Origin of the sequence: Thiohalobacter sp. COW1 (assembly GCF_016629505.1) — a bacterium.
Taxonomy (GTDB): domain Bacteria; phylum Pseudomonadota; class Gammaproteobacteria; order Thiohalobacterales; family Thiohalobacteraceae; genus Thiohalobacter; species Thiohalobacter thiocyanaticus_A.
In genome coordinates, this window is record NZ_AP024239.1 from 3,190,030 (window position 1) to 3,210,296 (window position 20,267).

14 protein-coding genes and 1 CRISPR repeat array (1 of these 15 running past the window's edge) are annotated in these 20,267 nt (G+C 67.4%); of the genes, 7 read left to right on the forward strand and 7 right to left on the reverse strand.

The annotated features are described in order from the left end of the window. Nucleotides 1-446: a CRISPR direct-repeat array (repeat unit 36 nt; unit sequence GTTATCCACGGCATTTCGCCGTGGCCTCATTGAAGC); it begins 3,076 nt to the left of the window's first position. 26 nt (nt 447-472) lie between these two features. Continuing rightward, entirely contained in the window at nt 473-1,855 is a 1,383-nt protein-coding gene (locus COW1_RS15140) for a sigma-54-dependent Fis family transcriptional regulator (protein ID WP_201344669.1), read from the reverse strand. Between the two features lie 196 nt (nt 1,856-2,051). On the opposite strand from COW1_RS15140, the gene COW1_RS15145 reads away from it, so the two are divergent. Genes COW1_RS15145 through COW1_RS15160 form a run of 4 tightly spaced genes read left to right on the forward strand, consistent with a single transcriptional unit; the run spans nt 2,052 to nt 5,272 of the window. Then, nucleotides 2,052-2,606 (forward strand): cytochrome C oxidase subunit II, encoded by a 555-nt coding sequence (locus tag COW1_RS15145; RefSeq protein WP_201344670.1) that lies wholly within the window; start codon nt 2,052-2,054, stop codon nt 2,604-2,606. Beyond that, nucleotides 2,599-4,056, forward strand: a complete 1,458-nt coding sequence (locus COW1_RS15150) for a cbb3-type cytochrome c oxidase subunit I (RefSeq protein WP_201344671.1) — start codon at nt 2,599-2,601, stop codon at nt 4,054-4,056. Before COW1_RS15145 ends, COW1_RS15150 begins: the two co-directional genes overlap by 8 nt. Next, the gene (locus COW1_RS15155) at nt 4,053-4,658 is read left to right on the forward strand and encodes an SCO family protein (protein ID WP_201344672.1); all 606 of its coding nucleotides are present in this window, start codon (nt 4,053-4,055) and stop codon (nt 4,656-4,658) included. Before COW1_RS15150 ends, COW1_RS15155 begins: the two co-directional genes overlap by 4 nt. Next, entirely contained in the window at nt 4,655-5,272 is a 618-nt protein-coding gene (locus COW1_RS15160; protein ID WP_201344673.1) for a hypothetical protein, read from the forward strand. Before COW1_RS15155 ends, COW1_RS15160 begins: the two co-directional genes overlap by 4 nt. 3 nt (nt 5,273-5,275) lie before the next feature. On the opposite strand, the gene COW1_RS15165 is transcribed toward COW1_RS15160, so the two are convergent. Both COW1_RS15165 and COW1_RS15170 read right to left on the reverse strand, forming a co-directional pair. Beyond that, nucleotides 5,276-5,965 (reverse strand): PEP-CTERM sorting domain-containing protein, encoded by a 690-nt coding sequence (locus COW1_RS15165; RefSeq protein WP_201344674.1) that lies wholly within the window; start codon nt 5,963-5,965, stop codon nt 5,276-5,278. A gap of 41 nt (nt 5,966-6,006) precedes the next feature. Next, nucleotides 6,007-6,600 carry a VPLPA-CTERM sorting domain-containing protein gene (locus COW1_RS15170; protein WP_197702960.1) on the reverse strand — a complete coding sequence of 198 codons (594 nt, stop codon included), beginning with the start codon at nt 6,598-6,600 and terminating at the stop codon, nt 6,007-6,009. Between the two features lie 563 nt (nt 6,601-7,163). Between COW1_RS15170 and COW1_RS15175 the strand changes: the two genes are divergently transcribed. After that, nucleotides 7,164-9,461, forward strand: a complete 2,298-nt coding sequence (locus COW1_RS15175; protein WP_201344675.1) for a DUF255 domain-containing protein — start codon at nt 7,164-7,166, stop codon at nt 9,459-9,461. Between the two features lie 20 nt (nt 9,462-9,481). On the opposite strand, the gene COW1_RS15180 is transcribed toward COW1_RS15175, so the two are convergent. After that, entirely contained in the window at nt 9,482-10,075 is a 594-nt protein-coding gene (locus COW1_RS15180; protein ID WP_096367173.1) for a uracil-DNA glycosylase family protein, read from the reverse strand. A gap of 233 nt (nt 10,076-10,308) precedes the next feature. On the opposite strand from COW1_RS15180, the gene COW1_RS15185 reads away from it, so the two are divergent. Both COW1_RS15185 and COW1_RS15190 read left to right on the forward strand, forming a co-directional pair. Continuing rightward, nucleotides 10,309-12,474 (forward strand): tRNA(Met) cytidine acetyltransferase TmcA, encoded by a 2,166-nt coding sequence (locus COW1_RS15185; RefSeq protein WP_201344676.1) that lies wholly within the window; start codon nt 10,309-10,311, stop codon nt 12,472-12,474. Between the two features lie 231 nt (nt 12,475-12,705). Further along, nucleotides 12,706-17,874, forward strand: coding sequence for a DUF11 domain-containing protein (locus tag COW1_RS15190; RefSeq protein ID WP_157745698.1), 5,169 nt, complete (start codon nt 12,706-12,708; stop codon nt 17,872-17,874). Nucleotides 17,875-17,974: 100 nt separating this feature from the next. On the opposite strand, the gene COW1_RS17150 is transcribed toward COW1_RS15190, so the two are convergent. From COW1_RS17150 to COW1_RS15200, 3 genes are all read right to left on the reverse strand, one after another. Further along, a complete protein-coding gene (locus COW1_RS17150; RefSeq protein WP_255534231.1) occupies nt 17,975-18,103 on the reverse strand; it encodes a hypothetical protein in 129 nt (42 codons plus the stop codon). A gap of 93 nt (nt 18,104-18,196) precedes the next feature. After that, nucleotides 18,197-19,474 carry an MFS transporter gene (locus tag COW1_RS15195; protein WP_201344677.1) on the reverse strand — a complete coding sequence of 426 codons (1,278 nt, stop codon included), beginning with the start codon at nt 19,472-19,474 and terminating at the stop codon, nt 18,197-18,199. Between the two features lie 150 nt (nt 19,475-19,624). Beyond that, nucleotides 19,625-20,101: a DsrE family protein gene (locus tag COW1_RS15200; RefSeq protein ID WP_157745696.1), complete on the reverse strand. Its 477-nt coding sequence runs from the start codon at nt 20,099-20,101 to the stop codon at nt 19,625-19,627. Between the last annotated feature and the right edge of the window lie 166 nt (nt 20,102-20,267).

Consider the following 20,267-nt stretch of genomic DNA (forward strand, 5'->3'; position numbering starts at 1 on the left):
TCATTGAAGCCCGGTGCGGTGGATCAGGCGACAGCGGCGGTTGGCGGGTTATCCACGGCATTTCGCCGTGGCCTCATTGAAGCCCGCATCCAGGGACATTAGCGAATGTCTCTGACACCTGTTATCCACGGCATTTCGCCGTGGCCTCATTGAAGCGCCGGAAACAGCCACCTGGCCGGTGGTCAGGGCCTGGTTATCCACGGCATTTCGCCGTGGCCTCATTGAAGCTAGACGCACGCGCCTGGTGCCGGTGGGTTGCACTGCGTTATCCACGGCATTTCGCCGTGGCCTCATTGAAGCACCGGCAGGTTGGCCTGTGCGGTGTTCACGCCGTCGAGTTATCCACGGCATTTCGCCGTGGCCTCATTGAAGCTAGATGTCGGCATCGAACGACAGGATCAGCTCCGCGCGTTATCCACGGCATTTCGCCGTGGCCTCATTGAAGCGGTATGAATATACGGGTGACACTGGTTCAGTCCTTCGATGGTTGCTGGTTCGAAGCATTCTGCCGCAGCCGCTTCCACAGGGTGGTGCGCGACATGCCCAGGCGGCGGGCGGCCTCGGCCTTGTTGCCGCCGGTCTCGTGCAGGGTCTGCCGGATCAGTGTCCATTCGTCCTCGCCGTTCGCCGGGGTGCGGTAATAGCGGGTCAGCGGCGCTGCCCCGGGCGTGGGTGGCGGGGCGGTATCTTGATGCGCCGGGCCGGTGATGTCCGGCGGCAGGTGACGGGGCAGGATGCGCTCGCCGTCGCAGTGGACCAGGGCGTATTCGAGGGCGTTGGCCAGTTGGCGTACATTGCCCGGCCAGTCGCCGGCCTCCAGCTGCAGTATGGTGTCATGCGCCAGTTCCGGGGGAAGGCGGTTGTAGTTGCGCGCCACGTCCTCCAGCAGCCGGGTGGCGAGCATGGCGATGTCCTCGCGCCGCTCCCGCAGGGCCGGCACCTCCAGCGGCAGCACGCACAGCCGGTAATAGAGATCCTCGCGGAACTCACCGCGCCGCACCATGGCGGCGAGATCGCGGTGGGTGGCGGCGATCACGCGCACGTCGATCGGGCGGGCGTGGTTCTCGCCCAGGCGCACGATCTCGCGTTCCTGCAACACCCGCAGCAGCTTGACCTGAATGCTGGGGGGGATCTCGCCGATCTCGTCCAGCAGCAGGGTGCCGCCGTGGGCCGCCTCGAAGCGGCCGGCGCGCGCCGTGGCCGCACCGGTGAAGGCGCCGCGGGTGTGGCCGAACAGTTCCGCCTCAAGCAGGTTCTCCGGCAGGGCGGCGCAGTGCACGGCGATGTAGGGGCCGCTGCTGCGGGGCGAATTGTCGTGCAGGGCGCGGGCCACCAGTTCCTTGCCGGTGCCGGACTCACCCATGACCAGCACGGTGGCGTCGCTGGTGGCGGCGCGCAGGATCTTCTCGTACAGGGTCTGCATGGCCGGGCTGTGGCCGACGATGCCGCCCAGGCGCAGCCGTTCGCGTACCTCGCCTTCCAGTTCCACTTCACGCGAGCGGTCGCGCAGGATGATGGCGCTGTACAGGTCGGCCTGATTGGGCGGCAGCAGCAGCGACCACATGCGCAGATGCACCGCCAGGCCGTCCGGACGGCTCAGGCTGATGTCCTGCAGCTGGCGGGCGCTGGTCTGAGCCTGGCTCAGGGTGCAGTGGCCGCGTGCCTCGCAGGCGCGGGCGCAGGCGGTATCGGCGAAGATGCTAGGACAGGGCCGGCGCAGTACCTCGTCCCGATCCCGGCCGAGCAGCGCGCTGGCGGCCTCGTTGATGGCGACCACGCGGCGCTCGCGATCCAGGAACAGGACCCCTTCCTCCAGGCTGTCCAGGAACCGGCTCAGGGTATTCAGCGTGAACATGGGCGGAGATCCGGATGTTCAGAGTGAACGTCAAGCGTGGCGGGAGTGTGAACACATATTAACATTTATATAGAATACATGTTTTAAATTATCCTGTAAAGTCAATTGGTTGTTATCTGGCATGGTTCTGGCAAACAGGAGGCGCGCCGGGCATCCGCCTGGCGTGACTGTGTTCAACCGAATGACGGGGACTTCTATGTATCAGACGCTTGCCTGGCAGCTCAGCCTCATCCTCATGGGGGCGCTGCTCGTCGCCTTCCTGTTCGTGGCGCGGCGGGCGCGCGACCGCGCGGACGCGGACGCCCCCGTGGTCAGCCGCGCCTACCGCATCCGCGGGATCCTGTTCTGGGCCCTGCTGGTCGTGGTCACGCCGGTGATGCTCTACACCCTGCTCGACCTGCCCTATGCCAGCGCCGGGATCGACCGCCGGGAGTCCCAGGTCATCGAGGTGGTCGGCAAACAGTGGGCCTGGGATCTCAGTACGGATCGGGCCAGTGTCGGCACCCCGGTGGAATTCCGGGTCACCAGCGCCGACGTCAACCACGGCCTGGGCATCTATGACGCGGACATGCGCCTGGTCGCCCAGGTGATGGCCATGCCCGACTATACCAACACCCTGCGCCACACCTTCACCGAGCCCGGCACCTACAAGCTGCTGTGCCTGGAGTACTGCGGTCTGATCCATCACGACATGATCGCCGAGTTGAAGGTCATTGCCAGCGTTGCTGAAGAGGAGAACTCAGATGACTGATGTCGAAACCAGGGTTGCGCCGGATCCTGCGCGGCGTGCCTCTGTACCGGTACTGGCCTACCTGGTCACGGCCGGGGCGGTGGTGCTGCTGATGATGGCCTTCGGGCTGCTGATGCGCCTGGCGCAGGGCGGGCTGCTGCAGTTCGGGCCGGATACCTTCTACGAACTGCTCACCCTGCACGGCGCCGGCATGGTGGGCATCGCCGCGCTCGCCAGCGTGGCGGTGATGTGGCACTTCCTGGGCCAGTATGTGCGCCTGTCGCGCGGCATGTTCATCGCCAACCTGGCGCTGTTCCTGGTCGGGGTGGTGATGATCCTGGTCAGCGTGCTGGCCGGCGGCTTCGCCGGTGCCTGGACCTTCCTCTATCCGTTGCCGGCCCGGCCCATGGGGGTGTGGGAGACCCAGGCCGCGGCCCTGTTCGTGGGCGGGCTGCTGGTGATCGGCACCGGCTTCCTGCTGCTGTACCTGGAGGCGGCGCGCGCCATCCTCCGGCAATACGGCAACCTGGGCCGCGCGCTCGGCTGGCCGCAGCTGTTCGGCCGCGACGACGGCCGGGCGCCGCCGGTGGCGGTGGTGGCCAGCACCATGGTGCTGATCATCAACAGCATCGGCATCACCGTCGGCGCGGCCATCCTCGCCATGACCCTGATCAATCTCTATGTGCCGGGCTTCGACATCGATCCGTTGCTGGCCAAGAACATGACCTACTTCTTCGGCCATGTGTTCATCAACGCCACCATCTACATGGCGGTGATCGCCGTCTACGAGATTCTGCCGCGCCACACCGGGCGGCCGTGGAAGTCGAACAAGGTGGTGCTGGCGGCCTGGAATGCTTCGCTGATCATGGTGATGACCAATTATCCGCATCATCTGCTGATGGACTTCGCCATGCCGCAGTGGGCGCTGGTGGCCGGCCAGGTGATCTCCTATGCCAGCGGCCTGCCGGTGCTGGTGGTGACGGTGTTCGGCGCCCTCACCAATGTCTACCGCTCCGGCATCCGCTGGGATCTGACGTCCGGACTGCTGCTGCTGTCGATGTTCGGCTGGGGCGCGGGCGTGATCCCGGCGATTATCGACGCCACCGTGGTGATCAATCAAGTGATGCATAACACCATGTGGGTGCCGGGGCATTTCCATACCTATCTGCTGCTGGGCATGCTGCCCATGGTGTTGGGCTTCATGTATTTCCTGACCGGCGACAGGCAGACCGCCGCCGACCGCGGCCTGGACCGGATCGGTTTCTGGGTGTTTGCCGTGGCGGGGCTGGGTTTCGTGCTGGCCTTTCTGGCCGGCGGGCAGGCCGGTGCGCCGCGCCGCTATGCCGAACACCTGGCCCAGTGGCTGCCCTACGACCGCGCCGGTGCGTTGTTCGCCGCGCTGGTGCTGGCGGCCACCCTGGTGTTCGTCGGCCGGTTCCTGCTGCGCCTGGGCCAGGCCCGGACGGCATGAGGTGCAGCCTGCTCACGGCGCTGGCGGTGACGCTGCTCGGTGTCGCCGTCCTGGCCTGGGGCACGGACGGCTTCCGTGCCTTCACCGACGAGGGCGCGCGGCGCCTTGCCGTGCACACCAGCCCCCGGCCATTGCCTGCGGTGACGCTGCAGGATCAGACCGGCCGGCGCTTCAGTCTGGATGAGTTGCGCGGCCGGCTGCTGGCGGTGGAGTTCATCTATGTGAACTGTCCGAGCGTGTGCCGAGCCCTGGGGCAGGCCTTCCAGCGGGTGCGCGATGCCCTGCCGGCGTCCGTGCCGGGCCGGGAACTGATGCTGCTCAGCATCAGTTTCGATCCCGAGCGCGACCACCCGGCGCGGCTGGCCGATTATGCGGCACGCTACCATGCGGACGGCGAGGCCTGGCGGGTGGCGCGGGTCGAGGATCCGGACGAGTTGCAGGCACTGCTGCGCAGCTTCGGCATCGTGGTCATTCCCGACGGCTTCGGCGGCTTCGAGCACAATGCGGCCCTGCATCTGGTCGACCGCCGTGGACGACTGGTGCGGATCGAGGATCACGACCGGCCGCTGGCCTTCGTCGAGCGGGTGCGGGAATGGCTGTGAATCCGTTTTCGGGGCCGGGCCGCGGCTGGATGCTGGCGGCAGGGTACCTGCTGCTGGCCGCGCCGCCGCTGCGCGGCTGGCTGGAGGCGGGCATGGTCAGCCACATGCTGGTGCAGCTGCCCTTGCTGGTCGGCCTGGGTGCCGCGGCGGTCGCCTGGCTGCCGGCCGGCTGGCGGCGGCGTCTCGACGGCTGCAATGCTGCCGGCCTGCCGCTGACCCTGCTGGCGCTGTTCTCGGCGGCTTACTGGATGCTGCCGCGCTCGCTCGATGCCGCCCTCAATGCACCGCCGATGGAACTGGCCAAGTTCCTCAGTCTGCCGCTGCTGGTGGGGATGCCGTTGGCGCTGAGCTGGCGCCGGCTGCCGGCGATCGGCCGCGGCTTTCTGTGGAGCAACCTGATCAGCATGCTGGTGGTACTGGGCTGGCTCTACAGCGCCGCGCCGGTGCGGGTGTGCACCAATTACCTGGTGGATCAGCAGCAGCTGCTGGGGCGTAGTCTGCTGCTGCTGGCGCTGGGACTGGCGTCGTGGCTCGCCGGCCGGGTGCTGTTCGGCGCCGGCCCCGGTTGTGCGGTACAGCGGCCGCGGCCTGGCCGGCTCGGATGGTCGCGCTGAACCCTAAGCTTGCCGGGTGCGACGACGCAGGGTCGACAGCAGGGCCGGCAGGGCCAGCCCCAGCAGCCAGACGCTGCCGGGTTCCGGAATCTGGCTGGGCGGGATCGGGGCGGTGCCGATGCGGCCCTTGACGCGGGTGCTGGAGAAATCCTGCGCGAAGCTGCCGGTGAAGCTGGAGTTCTCCAGGGTCATGGCCACCCCGATGCCAAAACCGGCGAACTGGCCGGCAAGGCTGCCGCCGCTGACCTCGAACAGGAAGTCCATGACATCCACCGTGGCGGTCAGATTCTGAAAGCCGAACTCGCGGATCTCGCCGGCCAGCAACAGGCCGGAGTAATCGGGGCTGCCGTCGCCGTCGCTGTCGATCTCGCCGAACAGTTCGAAGTCGTTGCCGGCAATGCCGCCGGTGACGATGCCGCTGCTGTCCACGAAGAAGTCCATGCTCAGGGAGCGCGGTCCGCTGATACCGGTGAAGGGGCCCGGCAGCACGAATTGCACTGCCTGCGGATCGCCGGTGATGCCCAACCGGCCGCTGGCGACATCATAATCGAGTCCCTGGTTGAGCAGGCTGCCGAAGCGCAGCAGGGGGGCATCGGGATCGATGTCCAGCAGGGTGGCCTGAGCCGGTGCGAGCGTCAGTGCCAGCAGCAGGGCCGCGGCAGTGCGTCCGATACGAGTTTTCAGTTCCGTCACGGTTGTGCTCCTTGTCTTGTGTGCAGACTGAAAGTCCATTTTCAGTGCCGGCGTCGGGCGGCGGCGGCCAGGCCCAGCAGGCCGCTGCCGAACAGCCAGACGGCGGCCGGTACCGGCACGACGGCGGCGAAGGTGTCGTTGGACGTGCTGGCGGCAGTGAAATCGATGCCGAAGTCCCCGGTGAAGTCGCTGGTGTCAGTCACGATGATGATGCCGCCCAGCGCGCCGAAGTCGCCGGCCAGAGCGCCGCCGGTCACGTCGAACAGGAATTCGAATACGTCTTTGCTGCCTGCATCGGTGTAACCGAAGGCGGTGAGGCTGCCGCTGAGCTGGGTGACGCTGGACCCGTCCTGGATCTCCAGGCTGCCGGAGGTCAGGGTGCCGGTGCCGCTGTCCAGGCTGGCGGTCAATGAATAGGTCCAGTCATAGTACTGGGTCGAGGTGATGCCGTCGGAATAGGTGAACATGGCGAAGGTGGGCTGGTTCGCGCTAAGGCTGCCCGTGCCGGCGTCATAGCTGATGTTCAGATCCGAGGTCTGGATATCCGGGAACTGCTGCGTCAGGCCCAATGGGGCCGCGCTGACTGCGGAGGCATACAGCCAGGCCGTTCCCAGCGCGACGGCAACCCGTTTCATCCACCCTGATGTGGTTATAGTGTGCGGCATGGGCTCCCCCTCAAACTTTAATAATCGTTATCACGTCTGGCCTGTCGCCGGCCGGTGGGGGCGGGCAACAGCAGATCCGTCCCGGACGGGCCGGTAAACGGAGTAATCGCTGTTGAACAAGCAAGAGGTCTGCCAGGTGAAATTTTGTTCTGGATAAACAGAGATATATGATGTCGTCAGGCCGGCTCACGTGACATCGGCACGCTCGCGGGCAACAAAACGTAAGGTTTTCCATAAGCGGGTGAGATCCTGTCTCCTCCCCTTGTCTGAGTTTACGCTGTTTAAAATATGAAAAACAATAAATTGCGGTCTATGTGTCGGATCCTTCGGGTTCCGGCGGCAATGCCCCCGGTTCCCGGGCGCAGCCGCCGGCCATCCCGTATATTCGGTGTTACCGTCTGATTTAACGGCTGTTGTCACAAGATATGGAAGTTGATGTCGTGTAAAAATTGTTGACGTATGCGGCTCGACTCCGACGGCGGCGTCCCGGTGAACGCACTCACCCGGACCGGGTCCAAGAGGATATGGTTCCTATGCATGCCTGGTTGTGTTCCGTCATGGTTTCCCTGGCCGGCCTGTGCCTGGCCCCGGGCGCGGTCCAGGCGCAGGCGCCGGGGGAGGGGAATCGGCTGGCCGATGCGGCCAGCCCCTACCTGCAGCAGCACGCCGACAACCCGGTGGACTGGCATCCCTGGGGCGCGGCAGCGTTCGAGCGGGCCCGGCGCGAGGACAAATTCATCTTCCTGTCCGTGGGCTACTCGACCTGCCACTGGTGTCACGTGATGAATCGCGAGTCCTTCAGTGATCCGGCGATCGCGACGCTGCTCAATGACTATGCGGTCAGCGTTAAGGTCGACCGCGAAGAGCGCCCGGAGGTGGATGCCGTCTACATGACCGCCCTGCGCCAGATGACCGGACGCGGCGGCTGGCCCATGAACCTGCTGCTCACACCGGATCTCGACCCCTTCTTTGCTGCCGTATACCTGTCCCCGGTACAGCTGGCCGCCACCCTGAAGGAGGCGCGGAGCCGGTGGCGGGAGGACCGGCCCGCGATTGAGCGTCGCGCGGCCCGGATCATGGCGCGCGTCGCACAGGCCCATGCCCCTCCGGCTGAGGCGGCGGCACGGTTGCCGGACCAGGACGTGATCGCGCGCGCAGTGGCTGAACTGGAACAGGACTTCGATCCCTTCGACGGCGGCTTCGGTCCGCCGCCGCGTTTTCCGCTGCCGTCCAACCTGCAGTTGCTGCTGACCCATGCTGAGCGCAGCGGCGACGCCAGGGCCCGCGAGATGCTCCACGCCACTCTGGATGCCATGGCGCGCGGGGGGATTTTCGATCAGGTCGGCGGGGGCTTCCATCGCTATGCCGTCGATCCGCAGTGGCGCGTGCCGCACTTCGAGAAGATGCTCTACGACAATGCCCAGCTGCTGCAGGTCTATGCGCGTGCCTGGGCGCTGACCGGTGAGGCTGCCTACCGCCGGGTCGCCGAGGCCATCGTGGCCTGGGCGAGGCGGGAGATGACCGGCCCGGACGGGCTGTTCTATTCGGCGCAGGATGCCGAGGTGGCCGGGGAGGAGGGCGCGTCCTATGTCTGGTCCCGGGACCAGCTGCAGGCGATCCTGACCGAGGCGGAATATGCCCTGGCCGTTGCGGTCTGGGGGCTGGAGGGAGCGCCGGAACTCGATCATGGCCATGTGCTTCACTGGCCACGGGATTATGCGGCCACGGCCGAGGCCCTGGGATTGACGCCGACCCGGCTGCAGGCGCGGCTGGCGCCGGTCCGCGACAGGCTGCTCGCGGCCCGCCTGGAACGTCCGCAGCCGCATACCGATGACAAGGTCATCACGGCCTGGAACGGCCTGATGATCGAGGCGCTGGCGGATGCCGGCGCGGCGCTGGGGCGCAAGGACTATATCGACCAGGCGGCGGGTGCCGCCGATGCCCTGCTGCGGCAGCTGCGGGACGCCGACGGCCGTCTGCTGCATGTGGCCCGCGGCGGGGAAGCCCGGCTGCCGGCCTATCTCGATGACTATGCCGCCACCATTCTCGGACTGCTGGCGCTGGACCGGGTGCGCGACGAGGCGCGCTGGCGGCGTGCCGCCGGACAGTTGGGCGATGCGATGATCGCCGCGCTCTGGGATCCGGCCGGCGGCTTCCACTATGCCGATGCCGCCGTCGGGCACCTGGTCGTGCAGCCCAGGTCGCGTCGCGATGCCGCCCTGCCCGCACCCAACAGCCTGGCCGCGCGCGCCCTCGCCGGCCTGGCGCGACAGGTCGATGAGCGCTTCGGTGCCTATGCCGCCGCGACCCTGCGCGCCTTCACGCCCGTACTGGAGGAGGCGCCCACGGCCATGCCCCACATGCTCCGGGCGCTGGCCGAATACCGTGCGGCGGGGCTCGATGAGGGCGCAGCGCCGCCGGCGCAGGATTTCACGCCGCCGGACACGGCCGACCGGCTGCGGGTGGTGGCCCGGTCCGAGGCAGAGGATCCGCGCCGGCTGATCCTGACCCTGCAACTGGATCCCGGCTGGCACGTCAATGCCTCACCGGCCTCGCTGGAGTTCCTGATACCGACCCGGGTCAGCGCCCGCGCCGGCGGCCGCGAACTGGTACTGACGGCCGATTACCCCGCCGGCCGGCCGCTGGCGGCCGGCTTCGAACGGCCCATCCGGGTCTATGACGACGGCACGCGCATCCCACTGCGACTTGAGCGGGCCGCGCCGCCGGGGCTGGAGTTGAGCGTGCATGCCCAGGCCTGCAGCGACGCCGGACAGTGCCTGGCGCCGGCACGCATCCCGGTGCTGATCGAGACGGTCGGTGAGGCCCGCTGACGCTGCGACCTCGCAGTCGATTACAGCCGTCCGGGATGGCCCTGGCTGTCGGCGGCTTTGTCGTCATCCTGCTGGGCGCACACCCGCCGCCAGGCCGGATGCCGTGCCAGCCGTTGCAGTGCCTGCGCCAGCAGTTCCCGGCCCGGGTCGGTGCGGTGCCAGGTGGAGGCGCCGGAGGGATGCGGCAGCGGCAGCACGTCGGTGGGCCGTCCCTGCACCGAATGGTGGTGGATGGTGCCGATGACCTCGGTCAGTTTCCGGAACGGCATGAAGCGGCTGATGGCGAGCCGGCCGACCGGTATGATCAACTGCGGGCGCAGCAGGGTGAGTTCGGTTTCCAGCCAGGTACTGCAGTTGGCGATCTCCTCCGGGGCCGGCACCCGGTCGCCGCCCCGGGTCTTCTTGCCTGGAAAACAACGACACACCGCGGCCATGTAGACGCGCCGGCGGAAGGCTTCCTCTTCCAGGCCGATGCCGGCAAACCACTGGAACAGGGTCTTGCCTGCGGTCCAGGCGAAGGGACGGTGCAGATGGATCTCCTTGCCGCCGGGGGCCTGACCGATCAGCATGATGGGCGAGAGCACCGCGGTGCCGATGACCGGGGGTCCCTGCATGTCGGGGCAACGGCGGCAGCGGGCGAGCTGATGCTGGTGCTCGCGCAACTGGACGTGGCGGGTCTTCACAGCGACACGCCCGGAACAGGGGCCTGGTGCCGTAAGCTGCCGGGCTCGATGCAGAACAGGGGTGAAGACACCGCCATGCGCACTGGCATGTTGATAGCGCTCCTCGGGTTTCATCGGGGGAATGCCGGTCAGTATGCCCGATCCGGCGCGTGGGGCCAAAACCGATGATATCCGAACCGTCAACAGATATCCGGGCCGCAGCCGCCGCCGAGTTGCTGCAGCTGCGTCCGGCCCTGCGACGCGCCCGCCAGCGCCGGCTGTGGGTGTGCGCCGGTGCGCGGGACTGGTGTGTGGAGGCGGTTCGGCGCCTTGCCCATGCCTGGCGGCCCGAATCCATGTTATGGCTCGGTGAGGACGCGCCGGACGCTGGCGAGGCAGCGGCGCAGCGCGATTATCGCCGCTATCTGGGCGGCGAGTACGAACTGGTAGTGCTGGATGCCCATGCCGGCCTCGATGTGGACGCCCTGGCGGCGGTGGCCGGCACCCTGCACGGCGGTGGCCTGCTGGTGTTGCTCGCGCCGCCACTGGCCGATTGGCCGCGGCGGGCGGACGCGCAGTTCGCCCGCTTCGCCGCGCATGCAGCACAGCCGGAAGGGCATTTTCTCCTGCGTCTGACCGAGTGCCTGGACGATCCTGCCGTGGGGCTGCTGCAACAGGGCCATGGCTGGCGCCCGCCGCTGCCGCCAGCGCCGGCGGCGGCTGCAGCGGAATCCGCGGTTGCCCCTTCAGGACAGGCGGCGGCCGTCGCCGCAGTGCTGGCCCTGGCGCAGGCCCGGCATCGCCACCGGCCGCTGGTGCTGTCCGCCCCGCGCGGACGCGGCAAGTCGACCGCGCTCGGGCAGGCGGCCGCGCAGCTGCCGGCACAGCAGATCCTGGTCACGGCTCCGGGGCGGGCAAGCTGCGAGACCCTGCTGCGTCATGCCCGCGGCGCGGGCGGCCGGGTGCCGCCCTTTGTCCCGCCCGACGAACTGCTGCGCCGGCGTTCGGCCGCCGACCTGCTGCTGATCGACGAGGCCGCGGCCATTCCCCTGCCCTTGCTGGAGCAGCTGGTGCTGGGCTGGCCGCGGGTGGCACTGGCCACCACGGTGCAGGGATATGAAGGCACCGGGCGCGGGTTCGAGTTGAAGTTCTTCCCCCGGCTGGATCGCATCGCCCCGGGCTGGCAACTGCTGCGCCTGAGCGAGCCCATCCGCTGGGCCGCGGCCGACCCGCTGGAGCGGTGGCTGGCCCGTGCCCTGCTGCTGGAGGCCGAGCTGTTCCCGGAGGAGCGCCTTCCCGCACTGGTGCCGGAAGCCCTGGTATATGAATGTCTCGACCCCGGGCGGCTGGTCACCGACGAGGCGCTGCTCCGGCAGCTGTTCGGTCTGCTGGTCTCGGCCCACTATCGCACCCGGCCCTCGGACCTGCGCCAGTTGCTGGACATGCCGGCGTTGTCAGTCCATGTATTGCGCCAGGGTGAGGCGGTGCTTGCGGTTGCCCTGGCGATTCCCGAGGGGCCGCTGCCGATGGAATTGATACCCGCGATTCTCGCCGGCCGGCGGCGGGTGCGGGGCGAGTTGATCGCCCAGTCCCTGGTGGCGCATGCCGGCTGCGAAGCGGCGGGCCGACTGCGCGGTCTGCGCATCATGCGCATCGCCGTGCATCCCCGGCGCCAGGGCCGCGGCTTGGGCAGCCGGCTGTTGCGCGATCTGACGGCGCAGATGCAGGCACGGGGCGAGGCCGACTGGATCGGGGCGAGTTTCGGTCTGGACCGACCCTTGCTGGCTTTCTGGGAGGGCAACGGCTATGTGCCGGTGCGGGTAGGGCTGCGGCGTGAAGCCAGCAGCGGCCAGCATGCGCTCATCGTGCTGCAGGCACTGAACCGCAGCGCAGCAAGTCAGCTGAAACAGTTGCGGATTCGTTTTCATGCCCTGCTGCCCCTGCAGCTGGCCGATGGACTGCAGGCGCTGGAGCCGGAACTGGCCCGGGCGCTGCTGGCTGCAGCAGTGGGGCCGACCGATCCGGGGGCGGCATTGGAGCCGCAGGACTGGGCCGAACTGGCCGCCTTCGCCTGCGGCCGGCGTGGTTACGAGGTCAGCCTGGTGGCGATCCATCGGTTACTGCAGCAGTACGAGGCGGCCTGGAGGCATAGCGATGTCCTGGACCCCGGCGAACGCGCCTTCCTGATCGAAAAATGTCTCCAGCATCATCCCTGGTCGCAGCTGGCGCAGACACATCGGCTGGACGGGGCCGGGATGGCGCGCGCACGCATGCGCGAAATCCTCCATCGGCTGTTGCGTGCCGTTGCGCCGGATCGGCTCGAAGCCGAGTGTCGGCGTCAGTCTGCCTGAGCGACTGCATCCCTGATCCCGTCGCCCCACGGCACGCTGCGCATAATCTTTAGCCCACCTTCCCTGTTGTTTTCCCTGTTTGTGACTGATTCCTTCAGATCGTGCAGATCATGGCCGGTGCATCCGGAATAGTGTGAACTCATACCGTTTCATCGCTGCAGCATCCCGTTATGCTGCCGTCACTTGTTGTACTTGGCACCACTTTTTCTTTTTGATTTTTTTGAGTTGCAGATGATGATGAAACGGATTATTCCCGGCCCGTTTGCGGCCGCATGCCTTGTCGGCCTGACGGCCGCCCTGTCCACCCTCTCAGTCCATTCCCAGACCCCCCGCCAGGCGCAGTTCGCGCAGCTCGATTACGACGTCGTGTATGTGCGTTGTCCACGCGGCAAGGAGCCGGTGCGGATGCCGGACGGCAACGAATACGGCAACTGGAACGGGGTCAATGATATCTGGCTGTCGGCCTCCAACAACCTCTACCAGCAGCCGGGCTGCGATCTGGTGCTGCACCGTCATGACAAACCGCACGGCGATCCGGCGGCCGAACAGGTGCTGGTCGAGTGCGACGAGGATATCGCCAGCGGCCCCGTCTGCAGCGTGGCCGACCCGAACGTCTCCTTCGATGGCAGCCGCATCGTCTATACCAAGTTCGAGGACACCCGCAGCTTCATCACCGATCGCGGCTTCAACGGCAATGGCGGCTGGGGCGAGACCGACCATCTGCAGAGCGTGATGGAACTCTATCCCGACGGCGACGGCCCCATGGGCAAGTATGCCCATCGGCGCGGCATTCTGCTCGAGTCCTTCGACGCACCGGCCCATGTCTACATCTATGACCTGAAGACAGGCACCGAGCGCCGGGTCTCGCCGCCGGGCGGCAAGTTCGCCGGGCGCGCCCATCCCGGTCTGGACCCGGAGTGGGAGAGCCCCATCCCGGTCATGGACACCGGCCCCTTCTTCCTGCCCGATGGGCGTATCGGCTTCACCAGCAACCGCGCCAGCGGCTTCTACCAGTTCCAGCTGTTCGCCATGGATGTGAACGGCGACAACCTGGAATGGCTGGGCCATCGCGCCATGGGTCAGCAGCTGCACCCGGCCATGCTCAGCAACGGCAAGGTGGTCTATACCAGCCAGGACACCATGCTGCAGCGTTCCAACAACAACGACTATTCGCTGTTCACCATCAACCCCGACGGTTCGGATCCCTTCATCTTCGCCGGCAAGACCGATGCCACCCATTTCTCCTATCACTATGTCACCCAGCTGAGCGACGGCGACGCGGTGGTGACTCTGTACTACGACAACAACAACGGCGGCATGGGCTCGCTGCAGCGCTTCCCGGCCGATCCCGCGGGACCGGATTTCGAGCATCGCAACCATGATCCGGGTGTCTGGAAAAGCGGCAACCAGCTGCATCCCTTCGCCCGCCGCGGCGAATACCGACTCACCCCCGAGGCGCCGGCCGGCGACCAGGCCGCCGATCCCTATGTCGACAGCGGCGATTACTGGCGCCATCCGGGCGATGGCCGCACCGTGATGATGAACGGCAAGTTCACCCATCCCTCCGGCGCGCCGGACAACGGCCTGCTGACGACCTACACCATCGGCAGTTCCTCGACCATGGGCAAGTACTATGCCTCGCTGCAGGATACCCTGGCCCAGATCGGCAAGGATGCCGGCATCTGGCTGTTCCCGCTCGCGCCCAACGGCACCGATCCCATCGGGCATGTGACCGAGGACGGCCTGATCGTGGTGGATCACCCCGACTATCATGAAATCATGCCGCGCGCCGTGGTGCCCTACAGCCGCATTCACGGCAAGCCGCAACCCGACACCATCGCCCGCCATGACAACCTGGGCCTGGAGGATCCGCGGCTGCCCGCCGGCGTGCCCTGGGGCCTGACCGGCGCCTCGAGCCTGTATGACCGCGAGACCCGGGCGCTCAACGGCACCCCCTGGAACGCGAAGGACGGCGGCGGTTTCCATTCCGGTCGCACCTACCAGAACCTGCTGGTGCAGGGCGGAGAACTGGCGATCTTCGACAACGAAGAGATCGCCGGCATCCGGGTGAGCCTGCCGATTCCGCAGACCCCCAACGGCTTTTCCGGCAGTCGCGAGCAGTGGGCCGGCAAGGCGCAGAACCACCATCTGCGCATCCTGGGCGAGTTCCCGGTACGCAAGCCGGGGGTGACGGACGGCCAGGGCAATCCGGATACCAGCTTCATCGTCCGCATCCCGGCCGACACGCCGTTCCTGTTCCAGACCATCGACAAGCACGGCATGGCGCTGGACATCGAAACCGCCTCGCGCACGGTCGGTCGCGGCGAGCAGCAGCTGTGCGTCGGTTGTCATGTGCATACCCGCGACGGCCTGGACCCGGAACAGTCCTTCGCCAAACTGGATACCGGCGCGCCGTTCGGGGACTTCACCCGTCACAGCGCGCCGCTGTTCGCCGGCGTGGATGCGCAGGGCAGGGTCGAGGTGGCCGCCGCCGAGGCGGTCTATCCCGAACTGCCCGGCATCAGCGCGCGGCGCAGCCTGGGTGTGGACTGGGAGAACGGCATCGGCGAGATCATCCAGAGCCGCTGCGCCTCCTGTCACGCCGAGGGCAGAGCGGCACAGCAGTTGACAGGTCTGCGGCTGGACGGCGATATGCGCACCTACGATCTGCTCACCCGCAACGCCTATGTGCGCGAGGACGGCGTGAAGATCAATCACACCACCCGGCCCGGCGACGGCCTGACCGATCTGGATCAACCCGGCACCGACCGCATCACCCGGCATTACAGCTGCTGCACCGTGTCGCGCTGGCTGGCCATGAACAGCGCCCGCTCCAGCATGCTGATCTGGGCCCTGTACGGCGAGCGTCTGGACGGCCGCGATCCGGCCACCGGCCTGCCGCCGGTCAACAGCGGCGTGCCGGTCGATCCACAGGGGCGCGAGTTCCCCGAGATCTGGCCGAAGGTGAGCGAACATGCCGGCTATGTGGCCGACATGCCCGAGCGTGAGAAGCGACTGCTGGCACGCTGGGTGGACATGGGCGCGCCCCTGACCAATGTGCACGATGACCTGGTGCGGCCGGTACTCACCGTTACCCCGGTGCTGTCCGGCGGCTACATCAGCCAGGTGCTGGTGGGGGTCTGGGACGACTCGCCACTGGATTACGGTCGCTTCCGGGTGCTGGCCGATGGTATCGACATCACCCCGGCGGTCGACGGCCAGCCCGCCGTGATCCCGGTCAGTCTGCCAGTGGCGGTGAGCGAGGCCAACGCCGATGAGGTGCGGATCAGCTTCGAGATCTGGGATCGCCCCGATCGCAGCCTGAGCCTGGTACAGCCGGGCGTGCCGGCGGCCAACCGCACCCGCAAGAGCTACACCGGCCGCGGCCTGCTGCGTCTGGCCGGTGTGGATGTGAGCGCCACCGACCTGCCCGATGTGATTGACTCGGTCGATGACACCAATGCGGATGCCGGGCCCGAACCCATGCCTGAGCCGATCGATGATCCGGACCCGGACATCACTACGGATGACACTGATGCGGGCACGGTGGATACCACCCCCGATGATCCTGTCGTCGATGAACCGGTCGATGAGCCTGTGGACGAGCCGGTGCCGGAACCGGCCCCGGACGTGGATGTGGCCACCGTGGTCGAGACCGACAGCCCGGTGCTGGCCGCAGGCGGACGTACACAGCTGCGCTGGACCCTGATGAACCTGTCGCAGACGCCCGCCACCGGCATCGATGCCTACCTGCGCCTGGAGGGCGAACTGGCCGACGTCGCGCTCACCGAACCGGTTGCCGGCTGTGAGCGCCGGACCGACGGCCTGCGCTGTGCCCTGGACGGGCTGGCGGCGGGCGAGCGGCGCGGCATCACGCTCGAACTGACGGCCGCCGAGGCCGGCGAGATCGACGTACGCGCCGAACTGCTGGCCGCCGAACCGGACGGCATGCTGTCCAACAACCTGTTCGAGGATCGTCTGATGATCGAGCCCGCACAGGTGGATCTCCAGCTGCTCGCCCTGGACGCGCCGGCCGCCCTGGAACCGAACGAACCGGTCAGCTGGACGCTGGAGCTCGCCAACACCGGCAGCGATACCGCCCGCGGCGTGCAGCTCTCGGCCGTGACCGAGGCCCCGCTGAGTGTGGGCATGACCGCGGACGAAGTGGCCTGTACCCGCAGCGGCGATGAACTCGCGTGTCCGGTGCCCGACCTCGCGCCGGGCGAGCGTCTGACGGTGCGCGTCCTGACGGTCAGCGACAGCACGCCGACGGCCGCTGTCCGCATCGCGGTCAGCAGCGCGGGCAGGGAACCCACCCCCACCGACAACCAGTGGGAACGCAGCTACAGCGTCAATGACAAGGGCTTCGATCAGGCCAACCTGCCGGCCGCGGTCTGGACCGAAATCCCCGACAGCCGCCTGGCCGACGCCGTGGCCGGGGACGAATCCGAGGCCTATCTGCGCGCCCTGACCGAGGCCAGCAGCGGTGCGGCCTTCGATACCCGGCGCGGCCGGCTGCTGGTCTGGGGCGGCGGCGGCAACCGCTACGGCGGCAATGCCGTCTATGCCTTCGATACCCGCCGGCTGCAATGGCAGCAGGTGTCCGCGCGCAGCGAGTGGCAGGAGGGCGATCCGGAGACAGGCTACTACCGCGACGGCCTGCCCTGGGCGCGTTCGACCTATGACTCGCTGGAGTATGTTCCGGGCGAGGACGCGCTGTGCGCCTTCGGTGGCAAGGCCCTGTACCAGGCCACCCGCACCACCCTGCAGAACCTTGACTGTCTGCGGCTGGAGACCGGCGAGTGGTTCCGCCTCGAGGACGTGCCGGGCCGGATCAGCTACGGCGTGATGACGGCCTGGGATCCGGTCACAGAAAAGGTGTGGATGCACAGTGCCGGCGGCCGCGGCCACCTGCTGTCCTTCGATGCCGCCACTCGCCAGTGGGCCGGCCATGGCGACCGCAGCAGCGATCCCTGGGTCAGCCGCATGACCGGTGCCATCGATCCGAAGCGGCGCCTGTTCGTGGCCGTGGGGGGCGATGCCGGCGGCGCGCCCGGGGAAATCATGCTGTGGGACCTGGCCGCGGGCGAGACTGCCGCGCGCCGCGTGCAGACCACGGGTGATATCGCCGTCACCGCGGCCAAGAGCCCCGGCCTGGTCTACGATCCCGACCTGGACCGCCTGGTGGCCTGGATGGGCGGCACGGACCTGTACGCGCTGGATCTGGACAGCCGGGTCTGGCAGCGCATCGAGGCGGGGGTGGCGGCCGGCAGCAGCGGCCCGGGCGAGGCGCCCTCGGCCGGCACCTTCGGCCGCTTCCGCTACGTGCCGGACCAGCGGGCCTATGTGCTGGTCAATGCCGTGGACGAGAACGTCCATATCATCCGGCTGGCGGAATGACGGGCGGATTGCGGCTCAGAGTGTAGGATGGGTGGAGCGCAGCGCAACCCATCGCGACCCGGTCGTGTGATGGGTTACGGCGCAAGCGCCTCCACCCATCCTACGTGCCTGCGTTCACGCGCTGCTCGCCGCGCTCGATGTCCACCCTCGAGAGCAGCCAGACGCCGATGCCGAACAGCAGCAGCACGGAGACAATGCCCACACGCGGCGAGCCGGTGACCAGCACCACCGTCCCCATCAGCGTGTAGGATGGGTGGAGCGCAGCGCAACCCATCGCGACCCGGTCGTGTGATGGGTTACGGCGCAAGCGCCTCCACCCATCCTACGTGCCTGCGTTCACGCGCTGCTCGCCACGCTCGATGTCCACCCTCGAGAGCAGCCAGACGCCGATGCCGAACAGCAGCAGGACGGAGACAATGCCCACGCGCGGCGAGCCGGTAACCAGTACCACCGTCCCCATCAGCAGCGGCCCCAGTACGGCGGCGAACTTGCCCAGCATGTTGTAGAAACCGAACAGTTCCGCCGACTGCTGCAGCGGAATCAGGCGGGCGAACAGCGACCGGCTCAATGCCTGCACCCCGCCCTGGACCAGGCCCACGGCGGTGGCCAGCAGATAGAACTCCCACACCGCGCTCATGAAGGCGCCCCACAGGGTGATGAGCATGTACAGGCCCAGCGCCAGGTAGATGGCATTGCGGGTGCCCATCAGGCCGCCCAGGCGGCCGAACACCAGGGTGGCGGGAAAGCCGACGAACTGGGTGATCAGCAGGGCGGTGACCAGGCTGGTGTCGGGGAAGCCCAGCGACAGGCCGTAGTCCACCGCCATGCGGATGATGGTGCCCACGCCGTCTATGTAGAACCAGTAGGCGAGCAGGAAGATGAAGGCCTCCGGCAGGGCGCGGATCTCGCGCAGGGTGCGCACGAGTTGACGTCCGCCCCGGCTCAGGCTTGCGCCCCAGGTCGGCCGTGACGGCGGCTGCGGCTCATGCACCCACAGCAGCAGCGGCAGCGAGAATACCACCCACCAGACTGCCACCGAGAGGAAGGCGGCCCGCACGGCCGCATCGCGGTCGGCCAGGCCGAACCATTCCGGCTGCCAGGCCATGACCAGGTTGAGGCTGAACAGCAGGCCGCCGCCCAGGTAGCCCAGGGCGAAGCCCAGTGCCGAGACCCGGTCGCTGTCGCGCAGCGGGGCGATGTAGACCAGCAGGGCGTCATAGAAGAGGTTGCTGCCGGAGAAGCCGATCACCGCCAGGGCGTAGGTCAGCGCGGCCAGTTCCCAGTGTCCGGCCTGGATCCAGGCCAGCGCGCCGGTCATGAGAATACCCAGGGCGGCGAAGATCAGCAGCGCGCCCTTGCGGTACCCGAGCTGGTCGGCCATCGCGCCGATCAGGGGCGCGGCCAGCATCACCACCAGGCTGGCCAGCGAATTGGCCAGACCCAGGCGGAAGGTGCTCAGCGCGACCGGCTCGCCGGCGTTCCAGACCTGCTTGAAGAAGACCGGGAAGAAGCCGGCCATGACCGTGGTGGAGAAGGCGGAGTTGGCCCAGTCGTACAGGGCCCAGCCGTAGATGCCGCGCTGGTGGGAATGGGATGCCATCGGCCGCCGGTTCGAGGGGATGTGCCGCCGATCATACCCGCCGTCGGCGGTTGGTCAAAGGGATGTAGGTCGGGTTAGCCTGAAAGGCGTAACCCGACACATGCCGCGACATGTCGGGTTACGCTGCACTGACCCGACCTGCGGCCCTGCCTACCAGCTGATATAGCTGAAGCCCTGTTCCTGCAGCAGCATCAGGTCCGCCGCGCCGACCTCGACGTAGGTGGCGTAGCTTTCCATGTCGTCCATGGTCCATTCCAGGGACTTGAGGGTGTTGCCGCAGACATGAAACTCGACGTCATACATGGCCAGGCTTTCGGCCCGTTGGCGCAGTTCCTCCGGTACCGGCCGGCCGGGGTTCTTCGCCGCCAGATGCACGCCGGGACCGATCAGGGTGATCACGATCTTGATGTCATCGCCGAACTTGCGCAGCATGGCGCCGGCCGAGAACAGGATGTGATCCATGTAGTCCGGGTCGGCCTGGTTGAGTTGGTAGACCAGCTTGTGGCTGGGTTCGCCGAACAGGGAATCGGTCTGGGTCTCGCCCTCCTGAGCCAGGGCCGGGACGGTGGCTCCGAACAGGCACAGGGCGCAGAACGGCAGAACAAGAATACGGAACAGCTGTTTCATTGTGAATCTCCATCCGGGCGCTGGTCGGACTGGGGCGCCCTGTTGCCGGGTGTCGACCTGATCAATGCAGGATGCAGGCCAGCGGATCTGCAGGAAGTGGGATTCCCCGCCGCCCTGTTGGTTCCGCGGCGGGCAGGATATCATGTCCGATCCATATTGACCTGCG

Bases quoted from the DNA above. Each gene is read 5' to 3' on its own strand.
- COW1_RS15140 (WP_201344669.1), bottom strand. From the start codon at position 1,855: ATGTTCACGCTGAATACCCTGAGCCGGTTCCTGGACAGCCTGGAGGAA.
- COW1_RS15145 (WP_201344670.1), top strand. From the start codon at position 2,052: ATGTATCAGACGCTTGCCTGGCAGCTCAGCCTCATCCTCATGGGGGCG.
- COW1_RS15150 (WP_201344671.1), top strand. From the start codon at position 2,599: ATGACTGATGTCGAAACCAGGGTTGCGCCGGATCCTGCGCGGCGTGCC.
- COW1_RS15155 (WP_201344672.1), top strand. From the start codon at position 4,053: ATGAGGTGCAGCCTGCTCACGGCGCTGGCGGTGACGCTGCTCGGTGTC.
- COW1_RS15170 (WP_197702960.1), bottom strand. From the start codon at position 6,600: ATGAAACGGGTTGCCGTCGCGCTGGGAACGGCCTGGCTGTATGCCTCC.
- COW1_RS15175 (WP_201344675.1), top strand. From the start codon at position 7,164: ATGCATGCCTGGTTGTGTTCCGTCATGGTTTCCCTGGCCGGCCTGTGC.
- COW1_RS15180 (WP_096367173.1), bottom strand. From the start codon at position 10,075: ATGCAGGGACCCCCGGTCATCGGCACCGCGGTGCTCTCGCCCATCATG.
- COW1_RS15185 (WP_201344676.1), top strand. From the start codon at position 10,309: ATGATATCCGAACCGTCAACAGATATCCGGGCCGCAGCCGCCGCCGAG.
- COW1_RS15190 (WP_157745698.1), top strand. From the start codon at position 12,706: ATGATGATGAAACGGATTATTCCCGGCCCGTTTGCGGCCGCATGCCTT.
- COW1_RS15195 (WP_201344677.1), bottom strand. From the start codon at position 19,474: ATGGCATCCCATTCCCACCAGCGCGGCATCTACGGCTGGGCCCTGTAC.
- COW1_RS15200 (WP_157745696.1), bottom strand. From the start codon at position 20,101: ATGAAACAGCTGTTCCGTATTCTTGTTCTGCCGTTCTGCGCCCTGTGC.